Annotated in this window: 13 protein-coding genes; 7 read left to right on the top strand and 6 right to left on the bottom strand. The window is 57.9% G+C overall.

All coding sequences use genetic code 11. From position 1 onward, the window contains the following. Positions 1-271: 271 nt before the first annotated feature. A complete protein-coding gene (gene thrS, locus ACXAH3_RS05655; RefSeq protein WP_474861073.1) occupies positions 272-2218 on the bottom strand; it encodes a threonine--tRNA ligase in 1947 nt (648 codons plus the stop codon). A 160-nt stretch (positions 2219-2378) separates the two neighbouring features. Here thrS and ACXAH3_RS05650 point away from each other — a divergent pair, with 160 nt between their 5' ends. The 4 genes from ACXAH3_RS05650 (at position 2379) to ACXAH3_RS05635 (ending at position 5566) form a co-directional block, all read left to right on the top strand. Further along, on the top strand, positions 2379-3047 hold the full coding sequence (locus ACXAH3_RS05650; RefSeq protein ID WP_474861072.1) for a DNA-3-methyladenine glycosylase I: 669 nt from the start codon (positions 2379-2381) through the stop codon (positions 3045-3047). 13 nt (positions 3048-3060) lie between these two features. After that, positions 3061-3810, top strand: coding sequence for an alpha/beta fold hydrolase (locus tag ACXAH3_RS05645; protein WP_474861071.1), 750 nt, complete (start codon positions 3061-3063; stop codon positions 3808-3810). Then, positions 3753-4775 (top strand): alpha/beta hydrolase, encoded by a 1023-nt coding sequence (locus ACXAH3_RS05640; protein ID WP_474861070.1) that lies wholly within the window; start codon positions 3753-3755, stop codon positions 4773-4775. Before ACXAH3_RS05645 ends, ACXAH3_RS05640 begins: the two co-directional genes overlap by 58 nt. A 65-nt stretch (positions 4776-4840) precedes the next feature. Then, positions 4841-5566, top strand: a complete 726-nt coding sequence (locus ACXAH3_RS05635; RefSeq protein WP_474861069.1) for an alpha/beta fold hydrolase — start codon at positions 4841-4843, stop codon at positions 5564-5566. 79 nt (positions 5567-5645) lie between these two features. On the opposite strand, the gene phaZ is transcribed toward ACXAH3_RS05635, so the two are convergent. Further along, positions 5646-6962, bottom strand: coding sequence for a polyhydroxyalkanoate depolymerase (phaZ, locus tag ACXAH3_RS05630; protein ID WP_474861068.1), 1317 nt, complete (start codon positions 6960-6962; stop codon positions 5646-5648). Between the two features lie 111 nt (positions 6963-7073). Between phaZ and ACXAH3_RS05625 the strand changes: the two genes are divergently transcribed. From ACXAH3_RS05625 to phaR, 3 genes are all read left to right on the top strand, one after another. Continuing rightward, complete coding sequence (locus ACXAH3_RS05625) at positions 7074-8879, top strand: PHA/PHB synthase family protein (protein ID WP_474861067.1); 1806 nt, start codon at positions 7074-7076, stop codon at positions 8877-8879. Between the two features lie 152 nt (positions 8880-9031). After that, complete coding sequence (locus tag ACXAH3_RS05620) at positions 9032-9475, top strand: phasin, PhaP (RefSeq protein ID WP_474861066.1); 444 nt, start codon at positions 9032-9034, stop codon at positions 9473-9475. Positions 9476-9653: 178 nt separating this feature from the next. After that, positions 9654-10214, top strand: a complete 561-nt coding sequence (phaR, locus tag ACXAH3_RS05615; RefSeq protein ID WP_474861065.1) for a polyhydroxyalkanoate synthesis repressor PhaR — start codon at positions 9654-9656, stop codon at positions 10212-10214. 72 nt (positions 10215-10286) lie between these two features. Here phaR and lexA read toward each other — a convergent pair whose 3' ends face one another. From lexA to trpC, 4 genes are all read right to left on the bottom strand, one after another. Further along, positions 10287-10985, bottom strand: a complete 699-nt coding sequence (gene lexA, locus ACXAH3_RS05610) for a transcriptional repressor LexA (RefSeq protein WP_474861064.1) — start codon at positions 10983-10985, stop codon at positions 10287-10289. 144 nt (positions 10986-11129) lie between these two features. Beyond that, positions 11130-12302 (bottom strand): molybdopterin molybdotransferase MoeA, encoded by a 1173-nt coding sequence (locus ACXAH3_RS05605; protein ID WP_474861063.1) that lies wholly within the window; start codon positions 12300-12302, stop codon positions 11130-11132. Next, a complete protein-coding gene (gene moaC, locus ACXAH3_RS05600; protein ID WP_474861062.1) occupies positions 12302-12796 on the bottom strand; it encodes a cyclic pyranopterin monophosphate synthase MoaC in 495 nt (164 codons plus the stop codon). Before moaC ends, ACXAH3_RS05605 begins: the two co-directional genes overlap by 1 nt. Then, a complete protein-coding gene (gene trpC / locus ACXAH3_RS05595) occupies positions 12793-13593 on the bottom strand; it encodes an indole-3-glycerol phosphate synthase TrpC (RefSeq protein ID WP_474861061.1) in 801 nt (266 codons plus the stop codon). The genes moaC and trpC overlap by 4 nt, the downstream gene beginning before the upstream one ends. Positions 13594-13622: the final 29 nt, after the last annotated feature.

Below are 13622 nucleotides of genomic sequence, written 5' to 3'. Positions count from 1 at the left end.
CGGTCGTGCGGGTGAGGAAATTGCGCCGGGCCAAGAAAACATGAGTTTCCCTTGGGTTAACTTTAGCGGGGCTGTAACGGATTGTAACGAAATTCGCCGACGCGCTGTTCACATCTTTCAAAAATCACGGCTTGAAATTCTGTAATGTTACAGTTTTCTGCGACGCGGCGTCGCGTGGCTCACGGCATTTGTGAGTGGTTGTAATGGTGTGTAACACAAAAAAGCGCCCTCTGACCGGGTCAAAGGGCGCTTTTTTAGAGTGATGTGCAGGTTAAACCAGATCAGGGGCCGTCGCTTCCTTGGCCAGATCGGCGGCGACCTGATCCAAAGGCAGCACTTTCGAATGCTTTTCGCCCAGACGGCGCATCGACACGGTGCCGTCTTCGACTTCTTTCATGCCGACTGCCAGAATGACCGGTACTTTGCCAACCGAGTGTTCTCGGACCTTATAGTTGATCTTCTCGTTTCGGATGTCGGCCTCGGCGCGGATGCCTTGAGCGCGCAGGGTTTCCACAACCTGGTGTACGTAGTCATCCGCATCCGACACGATGGACGCGACAACCACCTGACGCGGAGCCAACCAGAAGGGCAGCTTGCCTGCGTGTTCTTCGATCAGGATGCCGATGAAACGCTCGAACGACCCCAGTGTTGCGCGGTGCAACATGACCGGGCGGTGCTTGGCGCCGTCTTCGCCGATATATGTTGCATCCAGACGCTCTGGCAGGAACGGGTCAACCTGCAAGGTGCCGCACTGCCAGTCACGGCCGATGGCATCTGTCAGGGTGAACTCAAGCTTCGGACCATAGAAAGCACCTTCACCTTCAAGGATCTCGTATTCATAGCCAGCGGCATTACAGGCGTCCCCAAGCGCCTTTTCAACACGGTCCCAGCTTGCATCTTCCCCGATGCGTTTTTCTGGACGGGTCGACAGCTTGATGGTCCAGTTGTGGAAGCCCAGATCGGCATAGACCTTGGACAGGAACTCGATGAAACGCGCGGTTTCATCGGTGATCTGGTCTTCGGTGCAGAAGATGTGGCCATCGTCCTGCGTAAACCCGCGAACCCGCATGATGCCATGCAAAGCGCCAGAAGGTTCGTAACGTGCGCAGGATCCGAACTCGGCCATGCGCAGGGGCAGGTCGCGATAGGATTTCAGACCTTGATTGAACACCTGCACGTGGCAGGGGCAGTTCATGGGTTTCAGCGCATTCACAGCCTTCTCGCGGGCGTGCTCTTCGTCCACCTCAACGATGAACATGTTTTCTTGGTACTTGTCCCAGTGACCCGACGCGATCCACAATTTGCGGTCCACGACCTGAGGCGTGTTCACTTCGACATAGCCGCCTTTGCGCTGCTGGCGACGCATATAGTCCTGAAGCTCGGTATAAATGGTCCAGCCGTTGGGGTGCCAGAAGACCTGACCCGGGGCCTCTTCCTGCATGTGGAACAAGTTCATTTCCTTGCCCAGCTTACGGTGGTCGCGCTTGGCGGCCTCTTCCAACATATGCAGGTGCTTTTTCAGCCCGTCCTTGTTCTGGAAGGCCACACCATAGATACGCTGAAGCATGGCGCGGTCGCTATCCCCACGCCAGTACGCCCCAGCCACGCTCATCAATTTGAAAGCATCAGCGGGCAGTTGGCCGGTGTGCTGCAGGTGCGGACCACGGCAAAGGTCCTGCCAATGCCCGTGCCAATACATGCGCAGCGGTTCGTCACCCGGAATGGCCTCGATCAGTTCGACCTTATAAGGCTCGTTGTTGGCCTCATAGAATTTCACTGCGCGGTCGCGTTCCCAAATCTCGGTCGTGACCGGGTCGCGCTTGTTGATGATCTCTTTCATCTTGGCTTCGATCGCGCCCAGATCTTCTGGGGTGAAGGGTTCTTCGCGATCGAAGTCATAATACCAGCCATTGTCAATGACCGGTCCGATTGTGACTTTGACGTCCGGCCAGATTTCTTGCACCGCACGCGCCATCACGTGGGCAAAGTCGTGGCGGATCAGTTCCAGTGCAGGTTCGGCATCTTTCATCGTGTGGATGGCGATGTCTGCGTCGTCATTGATCGGCCATTGCAGGTCCCAATGGGCCCCGTTCACAGTGGCGGAAATGGCCTTCTTGGCCAGCGAATTAGAGATGCCAGCGGCGACTTCTGCAGGGGTTACACCTGCGTTGAATTCACGCGCATTGCCATCGGGGAATGTAAGGGAAATCTGGCTCATTGGCCTAGCTCCTCGTCGTTTTGGCGCCCACGGAACGCCCGGTTGCGGGTTATGTGTAGCCGCGTTTTGACCCGCGCGCGCCGCGAAGTCAACGGGCGCGTTTGGAAATTCGGCTTGCATTCATCCGGGGCGGGGGCAAGATGCGGGGCAGGAGGGGCGTATGCGCAGATTTGACGACATTCTGATGATGGCGGTCGAACGCAAAGGCTCGTTCGGGGCTGTGTTCGATGACATCGCCCAGCCAAAATCTGCAGACGAGTTGGCCGCGCTGGATGACAGCGCTTGGCTTGCTTGTTTTGCCAAAGGGATTTTTCAAGCGGGGCTAGCCTGGCAGGTGATCGTCAATAAGTGGGGCGGCATCGAAGAGGCATTCCACGGGTTCGACATTGGCCGCTGCGCGATGATGTCGGACGATTGGTTTGACGAATTGCTGGCCGACACGCGCGTCATTCGCAGCGCCCCCAAAATCCGCTCGATCCAAGAGAACGCCGTGTTCATTCAATCCGTTGCGGACGAGGCTGGCAGCTTCGGGCGCAAGATCGGGGATTGGCCCGAACAAGACTATTTCGGGCTACTGGATTGGCTGAAAGCCAACGGTGCGCGATTGGGCGGGAACACTGGTGCATATGCGCTTCGGATGATGGGGCGTGATGGGTTTATGATGACCCGCGATGTTGTGGCGCGGTTGGTTGCTGAAGGGGTGATCGACAAAGCGCCGACCTCGAAAGCCGCCAAGGCTGCGGTGCAGGCTGCGTTCAACACTTGGCACGAAGAAAGCGGGCGCAGCTTCACCGAAATCTCGCGCGTTTTAGCATATAGTATCGACTAAGAAGGACAGAAGATTGACCGCATATCTCGACACGGCGCAGGGGCGTCGCATTGCCTATGTAAAAACAGAGGGGCAGGGGCCGACGATTGTTTTCCTATCCGGCCTGAAATCGGACATGGAAGGCACTAAGGCCGTCGCGCTTGAGGCGTGGGCGAAGGAACAGGGCCACGCGTTTCTGCGGTTTGATTACTCGGGCCACGGTGTCAGCTCGGGTGAGTTTGCAGAAGGCAGCATTGGCGATTGGCATGAAGACACGCTGGAAGTCGTGGACAAGCTGATCGAGGGGCCGATCTTGGCCGTGGGCAGTTCGATGGGCGGTTGGCAGTCGCTTTTGCTATCGCGCGCCCGGCCTGATCGGATCATGGGGCTTGTTACCATCGCCGCCGCACCTGACTTTACCGAGGACGGATACTGGGCTGGCTTCACGGATGACCAAAAGGCTGAAATGGAGCGGGAAGGGTTCCTGTCGATCCCCTCTGACTATGACGAAGATTATATTATCACCAAACGTCTGATCGCAGATGGGCGCGAGAACTTTGTTCTGCGCTCGCCGCTTAAGTTGGATATGCCCGTGCGTTTCCTTCAGGGGACCGAAGATGATGCGGTTCCGACTTCGCAAGCCGTTAAGCTGTTGGAGCATGCCGAGGGCGATGACATCCGTCTGATCCTTGTGAAAGGGGCAGATCATCGGTTCTCGGACGACGAATGCCTGCGCACGATCCAAAAGATGGTCAAGGTCGTCTTGGCCCGTGGTGCATCATGAGGGGCGCATTACGCGCTGCGATGGGCGTATCCGCTGTTGTTGCGGCCCTGTTCGTGATCGGCCCTTATGAACCGGTTGACCTGAACGTTCAGTTTGACGCGGCCGCGATTGGCCCTGATCCCGACGCCTATCTGGCGCGGCGGGAAGGGGTGTTTGACGATCTGATAGAGGGTACCGAGAAACAGATCACTTGGGCGGGCGAGGCAGGGGAGAAGACGCCGATTTCGGTGGTCTATATCCACGGCTTCTCGGCCAGCCATCAAGAAATCAGCCCGGTGCAACAGCGCGTGGCCGAAGGGCTGGGCGCCAACCTTTACAACGCCCGTCTGGCGGGTCACGGCCGCAGTGCCGAAGCGATGGACGGTCCCACCGTCAACGACTGGATGGTCGACTTCGCCGAGGCCATGGCCATCGGGCGCGCCATTGGGGACGAAGTGCTGATCATCGCGACCTCGACCGGGGGCACGATCGCAGCGCTGGGCATGTTTGACGAGGTGGCATCGCAGAGCGTGAAGGGGATTACCTTCATCTCGCCCAATTTTGGGATCAACCACAGCGCCGCACCGCTTCTAACCTTCCCAGCTGCCCGCCATTGGGTGCCGTTGGTGACGGGCGCGACGCGTGGGTTTAGGCCGATGAACGACAGGCAGGCCCAGTTCTGGACCGAAAGCTATCCCACAACTGCGTTGATGCCGATGGCGGCGATGGTGAAATCTGCCGTGAACTCAAGCTATGGGATCGTGAAAGTCCCTGCACTGTTCATCTATTCCAAGGCGGATCAGGTGGTGTCTGCCGAGGCGACGGAAAAAGTCGCCGCAGGTTGGGGCGGAATCGTGCACCGGTATGTGGTTGAACCGGGGCCGGGGATCGAGCCTTCGGCACATGTTCTGGCGGGCGACATTGCCAGCCCGAATGGCACAGATCCCACGGTCGCAAAAATTCTGGACTGGGCGCGCGGGTTATAACTTGCGCCCATCCGGGCCTGCCCTCACAGTTCTGCTAAAGAAGACAAAAAATATACGAGGCAGGCATGAGGGAACCTCTGGTTTTGATACCCGGGATGATGTGCGACGCGCGCGTTTTCGGGCCGCAAATCAACGACCTATCACGGGATCACACGGTTATCGTTGCCGCGCCGACGCAAGGCGAAACCGTGCGCGAAATAGCGTCGCGCCTGTTGGACCAATTGCCCACGCGCTTTGCGCTGGCGGGGTTAAGTCTTGGCGGCATCGTCGCGATGGAGATGACCCGGCGCGCGCCCGATCGGGTGAACCGATTGGCGCTAATCTCGACCACACCCTTGTCCGACAGTCCCGAACAGGCCGCTTGGCGGGAACCTCAGATTGTGCATGCCAATATTGGCCGTTTGGATCAGGCGATGGCCGAGGCTTTCTCGCCCGATTGTCTGGCACCGACCGAGAACCGCCTGAAGATTCTAGAGCTTGTATATCAAATGGCCCGCGATATGGGCCCCGAGGTTTTTGTACGCCAGACCCGTGCACTGCAACGCAGGCCGGACGCGCAACGCGCGTTGCAACGGTTGAAAATCCCCACGATGGTAATGTGCGGCGGGCATGATACGCTGACCCCACCCAAGCGTCATGAAACCATGGCCGGGCTGATTCAAGACGCCGAGCTTGTGATCCTGCCCGAGGCAGGCCATCTGCCGACGCTGGAAACGCCCGAACACGTGAACATCGGTCTGCGCGCATGGATGGAGCTGCCGCTTCAACTGCGCGAACGCGCCATTGCCTGAGGCCTGACCACAGGACATGAAAAAAACGCGCCATGCTGAAGGGCAGGCGCGTTTTTGTGTTTCTGGAATGTAGAAGGGCTTAGCTTGCAGCCTTCTTAACCGCTTTCAATGCAACCGGCTTGCCTTTCTTGGCAGCCTTTTTCTTGGCGGCTTGTGCCGCGTGACGTCCGGCGTTCTGGTCGATGAAGTCCAGAACCAGCGGACGGATATTGTTACGCCAGCTTTTGCCCGCGAAGATACCGTAATGGCCCGCGCCGTCTTCGACGTGGCTGGCCTTTTTGTCGTCGGGCAGGCCTGTCAGCATGTCCAAAGCGGCGATGCACTGGCCCGGTGCGGTGATGTCATCTTTGGTGCCTTCGACGGTTTTCACCGCAACATCGGTGATCTTTCCAATGTCGATCTTGTGGCCATCGACGACGAATTCGTTCTTGGCGATCTCGCAGTTTTTAAAGATCCGCTCGACCGTGGACAGATAGAATTCCGCGGTCATGTCCATGACGGCAAGATACTCGTCATAGAAGCGATTGTGCTTGTCATGGTCAGAAGCTTCGCCCTTGGCGACGCGCATGATTTGGTCAGCAAAGGCTTTCGAGTGCGTTTCCGAGTTCATCGACATGAAACCAGCCAACTGCAGAAGGCCCGGATACACCAAGCGGCCCGCGCCGTCATATTTGAAGCCCACGCGCTGGATCGCCAGTTCTTCCAGCTGGCCCATCGTCACGCGGCGGCCAAAGTCGGTTACGTCGGTGGCGGCGGCGTCCGGGTTGATCGGGCCGCCAATCAAGGTCAGGGTTTGCGGCTGCGCCTCGGGATCAATCTCGGCCAAATAGGCGGTGGCGGCCAGTGTCAGCGGGGCCGGTTGGCACACGGCCACGACGTTGATGTCGGGGCCAAGGTGGCGCATGAAATCCACCAGATAAAGGGTGTAATCTTCGACGTCGAACTTGCCTTCGCTGACAGGGATGTCGCGGGCGTTGTGCCAGTCGGTCACATAAACCTCGGCATCGGGAAGAAGGCTGGCAACGGTGGAATGCAGCAGGGTTGCATAGTGGCCAGACATGGGCGCGACCAGCATAACGCGGCGTGCTTTTTCTGGGCGGCCCAACACCTTGAACTGGATCAGGTCACCAAAGGGACGTTCGACCAGTTTTTCAATTTGAACCACGTGATCGCGGCCGTCTTCTGCCACGACGCTGGTGATGCCCCAGTCGGGCTTTACAATCATGCGGTGAAAGCTGCGCTCGGTCACTTCACCCCAAGCGGCCATCATTTGGAAGACCGGGCTGGGAAACAACGCTGTTGCTGGGTAGGACCCCATCGCAGCCGCCGTGGCCCCAAGCCACTGATTCGTGTTGCGGATGGTTTCCATCAGGTCGTAGGTCGCCATGTAACGCATGTGCTGCCCCCTAATTAGCCTTTGCTTTTTCGCGCCTGCATTCGCATAGTCGTAAACATATGCGGTTTTTGTAATGCTGCACCAGCGAAAGGATAGGGGGGAATTCGATCTATGACAACAGATCAAAAGGAAAGTTCGTCATCTGAGGTGCTGGAAATAAGCGAATTGGGCGCGAATCTAGCTAAGATTGAAGCGCTAACCACCCGTCTGGGCGAGATCATGTCGCATCACAAACCAGTGCGCGCCAGTCTTCAGGGGCCGGGGCAGGATTTCTATATGAAAGCGGCCAGTTCGATGATGTCGGACATGATGGCCAACCCCGCCAAAATGATCGAACAGCAGGCCGCCTTCTGGGGTAAAACCTTGGAACATGCCGTCGAAGCGCAATCGGCGCTGTTGTCGGGCGAATTCAAGGCCCCCGAAGATCACGCCCCCAAGGACCGCCGTTTCTCCAACCCCCTTTGGGAAACGCACCCTTACTTCAACTATCTGAAGCGGCAGTATCAGATCACCTCGGATGCAATGTCGGACTCGTTGCAGCAAGTTGAAGGGCTGGATGCGGATGAACGCAAGCGGATGGAGTTCTTTACCCAGCAGATGATCGACATGATGAGCCCGACAAATTTTCTGGGCACCAACCCCGACGCGATGGAACGCGCGATTGAGACCAACGGCCAGTCTCTGGTCGATGGGTTGGAAAACCTTGTGACAGATCTTGAGGCCAATGATGGCGAGCTTTTGGTCAAGCTGGTTGACGAAAGCGCCTTTGAGGTCGGCGCCAATATCGCCACCACTCCTGGCGAGGTAATCTATCGCAACCGCATGTTGGAGCTGATCCAGTACACGCCCACGACCGAAAAGGTGTACGCGCGCCCTCTGATCATCTTCCCGCCCTGGATCAACAAGTTCTACATCATGGACCTGAAGGAACAGAATAGCCTGATCAAATGGATCGTCGATCAGGGCTATACGCTGTTCGTGGTCAGCTGGGTCAACCCGGACGCGTCCTATCGCGATGTGGGGCTGGGGGATTATGTGGAAGACGGCTATATGGCTGCAATCCGCGAGGTGAAAGAGATCACCGGACAGAAGAAAGTGAACGTGGTCGGCTATTGCATCGCGGGCACGACGCTGTCCCTGACGCTGGCGCTGATGAAGAAGCGCGGCGACAAGTCTATCAACTCGGCCACCTTCTTTACCACGCTCACCGATTTCTCGGATCAGGGCGAGGTTGGCGTGTTTCTGGATGACGACTTTATCGACGGCATCGAGGAAGAGGTGAACGAAAGCGGCTATCTGGACAGTTTCTTCATGTCGCGCACTTTTTCGTATCTGCGGCCTAATGACCTGATCTATGGTCCCGCGATCAACAGCTATATGCTTGGCAAGACGCCCCCGGCCTTTGATCTGCTCTATTGGAATGGCGACAGCACCAATCTGCCTGCAAAGATGACGGTCGAGTATCTGCGCGGCCTGTGTCAGAACGATGAATTCGCGCGTGGCGACTTCGAGCTGCTGGGCGAACATCTGGCCCTGTCGGACGTGGATACCCCGATTTGCGCCATCGCGTGCGAGACCGACCACATCGCCGCGTGGAAGTCATCCTATAACGGGATGCGGAAGATGTCGGGCAAGGACAAGACCTTTATCCTTTCGGAAAGCGGCCATATCGCCGGGATCGTGAACCCGCCTTCCAAGAAGAAGTACGGCCACTATACCAATGAAGATTGGCCCGAAGCGTCCGCGGATTGGCTGGAAGGTGCCAGCTTTCACGAGGGATCGTGGTGGGGCCGCTGGGATAAATGGCTGGCGAAAAAGTCGGGCAAAAAGGTTGATGCGCGACAGCCGGGTGATTCGACCCATAAGCCGCTTGCGCCAGCACCCGGCACATACGTAAAGGCGGTTCCCAAGGAATAGCCGTCTTTAAAGGCTTGGAAACCAACAACTTAAAATTGTTACATGCTGCAGTGCAGAAAAAACTTGATTTGCTGCACTGCAGCATACATATTGTTCCTCAGAAACAGACCGGCGCTTCCTCCCGGCGCCCCCGAAACTCTAGGAGCTTTGAAATGACTAAGACTCAAGACTTCACCAAAATGTTCCAGGACATGATGGCTAACTTCCCGCTGGACATGACCGTTGCTCAGGACGCTTTCAAAAACCAGGCCGCCCTGGGCGAGAAACTGTCGAACGTAGCGCTGCAGGCTGCTGACAAATCGGCCGAGATCTCGACCAAGTGGACCAAAGAAACTCTGGCCAAAATGGGCGATGTTGCGACTGCTAAAGAAGAAGCAGCTGACTACTCGAAAGCCATGACCGACTTCGCTTCGGCTCAGGCCGAACTGGCTGCCGAAAATATGGCTGCTTTCGCTGAAGTTGCCAAAAAAGTTCAGGCTGAAACCGTTGAGCTGATGATGGCTGCTGGCAAAGAGATGGGCGAAGAAGCTCAGGCTGCTGTCAAAAAAGCAACCGACGAAGTTTCGAAAGCTGCCAAAAAGGCAACTGCGAAATAAGCTAGGATATCTGCCGGAGCACTCCTCCCCCCGGCAACTTCCTGAAGGACGGGTCATTGGCCCGTCCTTTTCCTTTTTTGGGCCTATGCATACAATTTGAGCAAAAGTCTTGCCTTTATGTCCCGCGCTGCTAGGCTTTTGCGGTGCAGAAAGATGAATTTCTGCGGGGAGAAGTAACATGACCAAGTCTCAGGACGCGCTGCTGATCAAGCGTTATGCCAGTCGGCGGCTTTATAATACGGAAACGTCCGATTACGTGACCTTGGACGACATTGCGGGCTTCATCCGCGATGGGCGCGAGGTTCAGATCATCGACCTGAAGTCGGGCGATGACCTGACACGTCAGTATCTGCTGCAAATCATTGCCGAACATGAAAGCCGGGGCGAAAACGTCCTGCCCGTGGATGTGCTGACCGATCTGGTTCGGTCCTATACCACGCAGGCGCAAAGCGTCGTGCCGCAATTTCTGGCCGCCAGCTTTGAAATGCTGCGCGATGGGCAGTCGAAGATGATGGAAAACCTTGGCACGATGGGGAACCCGATGGCAAATATGCCGGGGTTCGAAGCGATGCAGGCGCAGCAAGAAGCCTTTATGAAAGCGATGATGGGCGGCTTTTCCGGATCATCTGGCCCGGCTCAAGAAGGCGAAGCGGACGAGAAGTCCGGGGACGCTGACGAGCTGGACAAAATTAAAAAACAGCTGGTCGAGCTTCAGTCGAAACTGTCCAAACTCAGCTAGTCGAAGGCCACAGACCAAATTAGAAAAGCCCGGTATGATCCGGGCTTTTTTGTTCGTGGCTGCTGCCGCGCCTTAATAGGTGCGGATCAACCCGACCAGTTTACCCTGCACCTTCACCTGGCCTTCCGGCAAAAGGCGGGTTTCATAGGCAGGATTTGCCGCTTCAAGCGCGATCATATCGCCGTTCTTACGGAAGCGTTTCAGCGTGGCCTCGTACCCGTCCACTTGTGCGACAACGATGTCGCCATTGTCGGCTTGGTTGGTCTCTCGGATCACCACAACATCGCCGTTGTTGATGCCCGCCTCGATCATACTGTCGCCTTTAACTTCAAGCGCATAGTGACGCCCGCCAGCACCCAACATCGCACCGGGGACGGACACATGGTGCGCCCCGTCGGTGATTGCCTCGATCGGCTCACCAGCGGCGATCCGGCCAAGAAGTGGCAGTTCGTTCACGCCAAGCGCGTCCAGCGGCATCGCGGTTGCGGGCGTGCTTTCAGGACGGCCCCCATCCACCACACGCGGTTCAAACCCGGCGCGGCCAGAATTTTCCATGGTTTCAGGCAGTTTCACGATCTCGATCGCGCGGGCGCGGTGGGCAAGGCGGCGGATAAACCCACGTTCCTCAAGCGCTGTGATCAGGCGGTGAATACCGGACTTCGAGCGCAGGTCCAGCGCCTCTTTCATCTCGTCAAAAGAGGGCGATACGCCGTCTTTTTGCATGCGGATGTGAATAAATTCCAGAAGTTCCAACTGCTTGCGGGTCAGCATATCTGCGTTCCTCCGTCCTCGTTCATGAAGGCGCAAGGAGTGATATGCTACCTTCTGCCCAAAGCCCTCGTCGCGGGGCGTTCAAGCTATGTTCTACCCCTGTTCCCTTTTTGTGTCAAGCATGGCGGTGGGACAGGAAAGTGCTCAGATCGGAAGGTAATCGACTTGCGCGCCTGCTGTCAGCGCCGGGGCGGACACGGGGCGCACCAAAAGCGCGTTGGCTTGCGCCAGAACGGACAGAAGGGCACTGTCTTGGCTGTCGAAAACGGTAATCTCGCCGTTCTCGACCCGGGCTCGCATATAGTGTTCGCGCGGGCCATTTGGGCTGATATCCGCGGCAAGCGTGGCCGAGAAACGCGGGGCAGCGGCTTCGCCCAGTCCTTGCATGGCGCGCAGCGCAGGCACAAGGAAGACATGGCCGCAAACCATTGAAGAGACGGGATTTCCGGGCAGGCCGATCATCACAGCATCGCCCATACGGCCCGCCATAAGCGGCTTTCCGGGGCGCATCAGAACTTTGTAAAAGCTCTGATCCATGCCCATCTCGGCCGCCACATCTCCAACGATGTCGTGATCGCCGACGGATGCACCGCCGATGGTGACGATCAGATCTGCATCCGCTGCCAGCTCCAGCGCGGTGCGCAGGCTTTCTGCATTGTCGCGCGCGATGGGAAGCATGCGGGCGTGGCCTCCGTTCGCCTCGATCAGAGCTTTCAGGCCGAAACTGTTCGAGGCGATGATCTGATCCGGGCCCGGTTCCTCGCCCGGCATGACCAGCTCGTCCCCGGTGGCCAAAAGCGCCACGACAGGTTTGCGGGAAACGGTTAGGTCGGGCACGTTCATCGCGGCCGCCAGCGCCAGATCGGCGGGCGTCAAAACGCGCGGGGCAGGGATCGTGTCGCCGGGTTTGAAGTCCGCTCCGGCAGGGCGCACATGGGGGCCTTCGTCAAGCTTTCGGGCGAGGGTGATTAGATTGCCTTTGCGGCTTACATCTTCCTGAATGATGACGCGATTGGTGCCTTCAGGCAGGGGCGCGCCGGTGAAGATGCGGACGCATTCACCGGAACCAACGCGCCCTTCATATCCATGACCAGCCGCGCTTTCGCCAATCACGCGGAACATCGCTTCGGGGTCGGCTTCCACGCCGTTCAGCGCATAGCCATCCATGGCCGAGGCGGCAAAGGGCGGTTGCAATCGGGTCGCGGTGACGGGGGCGGCAAGGGCGCGGCCAGCGGCCTCGGCCAGTGTCACATTTTCTGTTCCACAAGGCGTGACCAGATCGAAGATTGCGTCCAAAGCCTCGTTCACAGTGATCATCAGTCTGCCCCAGAATCTGCCGTGTAAATCCCTGATTTCCCGCCTTCTTTGCGCAGAAGGCGAATTCCCGTGATCTCCATGCCCTTCTCGGCCGCTTTCAGCATGTCATAGACCGTCAGGCAAGCGGTCGAAACGGCAGTCAGTGCCTCCATTTCAACGCCTGTCTGGCCACCAGTCTTCACGGTCGCTGTTATGCGCACGCCGGGCAAGTCGGGCTGCGGTTCAAGCTCCAGCGCGACCTTGGTGATCGGCAGCGGATGGCACAGCGGGATCAGGTCCGAGGTCTTCTTGGCCCCCATAATCCCCGCCAGTCGCGCAATGCCCAGAACGTCGCCTTTCTTGGCGGTGCCGGACGTCACCAGCGCCAAAGTGTCCGGCGTCATGCGCACGAAGCCCTCGGCCAGCGCAACGCGATCGGTCACAGCCTTGTCCGAGACATCGACCATATGCGCCTGTCCTTCAGCGTCGAAATGGGTCAGGGGGCTGTCGCTCATGCGGGCACCGGGTCAGCAAGGATCGCGCGGGTTGCGGCCTGAACATCGTCCTGACGCATCAGGCTTTCGCCGATCAGAAAGCTGCGGGCGCCGTGCGCGGCCATGTCAGCCAGATCCTGCGGGGTGAAAAGGCCACTTTCGCAGACCAGATGACGTTCGCTGCCCGCCAGTTTCGATAGGCGGCGGGTGGTGTCGAGTGTGGTCTCAAACGTTTTCAGGTTGCGGTTGTTGACGCCCAGAAGAGGGGATTTCAGGATCGTGGCACGTTCCAACTCTTCTTCGTCGTGGACTTCTACCAGAACGTCCATGCCCCAAGAAAAAGCTGCGTCTTCAAGCTCTTGTGCTTGGGTGTCTTCGACCGAAGCCATGATGATCAGGATGCAGTCTGCGCCTAAGGCGCGGGCCTCGGCGACCTGATAGGTGTCATACATGAAATCCTTGCGCAGCGCTGGCAGCGACACGGCGGACCGCGCGGCCACAAGGAATTCGTCAGCCCCTTGGAAGGACGGTGCATCGGTCAGGACCGACAGGCAGGACGCGCCGCCAGCTTCATAGGCTTTGGCGATCTCGGGCGGGTTGAAGTCTTCGCGGATCAAGCCCTTAGAGGGGCTGGCCTTTTTAACTTCGGCGATCAGGCCATAGCCGTTTTCGGCGTCTTTCATCAGGGAGTCTGCAAAGCCACGGGTGGGGCTTGCGGCGCGGGCGGCGGCCTCGACCTCGGACAGGGGGCGAACGGTTTTGCACGCGGCCACATGTTCAAGTTTGTAGGCTTTGATTTTATCCAGAACGGTGCTCATGGGCTTGGTCTAGTTCCTTGAGGGGGCAG

It is taken from the genome of Aliiroseovarius sp. ABM4_368, assembly GCF_056161205.1.
This window is presented reverse-complemented; position numbering and strand designations above follow the sequence as displayed.

Coding starts and splice junctions, on each gene's coding strand:
- ACXAH3_RS05605 (WP_474861063.1), bottom strand. CDS start 12,302: ATGATCACTGTGAACGAGGCTTTGGACGCAATCTTCGATCTGGTCACG.
- thrS (WP_474861073.1), bottom strand. CDS start 2,218: ATGAGCCAGATTTCCCTTACATTCCCCGATGGCAATGCGCGTGAATTC.
- phaZ (WP_474861068.1), bottom strand. CDS start 6,962: ATGCGTTACATGGCGACCTACGACCTGATGGAAACCATCCGCAACACG.
- ACXAH3_RS05650 (WP_474861072.1), top strand. CDS start 2,379: ATGCGCAGATTTGACGACATTCTGATGATGGCGGTCGAACGCAAAGGC.
- ACXAH3_RS05620 (WP_474861066.1), top strand. CDS start 9,032: ATGACTAAGACTCAAGACTTCACCAAAATGTTCCAGGACATGATGGCT.
- ACXAH3_RS05635 (WP_474861069.1), top strand. CDS start 4,841: ATGAGGGAACCTCTGGTTTTGATACCCGGGATGATGTGCGACGCGCGC.
- lexA (WP_474861064.1), bottom strand. CDS start 10,985: ATGCTGACCCGCAAGCAGTTGGAACTTCTGGAATTTATTCACATCCGC.
- trpC (WP_474861061.1), bottom strand. CDS start 13,593: ATGAGCACCGTTCTGGATAAAATCAAAGCCTACAAACTTGAACATGTG.
- ACXAH3_RS05625 (WP_474861067.1), top strand. CDS start 7,074: ATGACAACAGATCAAAAGGAAAGTTCGTCATCTGAGGTGCTGGAAATA.
- moaC (WP_474861062.1), bottom strand. CDS start 12,796: ATGAGCGACAGCCCCCTGACCCATTTCGACGCTGAAGGACAGGCGCAT.
- phaR (WP_474861065.1), top strand. CDS start 9,654: ATGACCAAGTCTCAGGACGCGCTGCTGATCAAGCGTTATGCCAGTCGG.
- ACXAH3_RS05640 (WP_474861070.1), top strand. CDS start 3,753: ATGCCTGCGCACGATCCAAAAGATGGTCAAGGTCGTCTTGGCCCGTGG.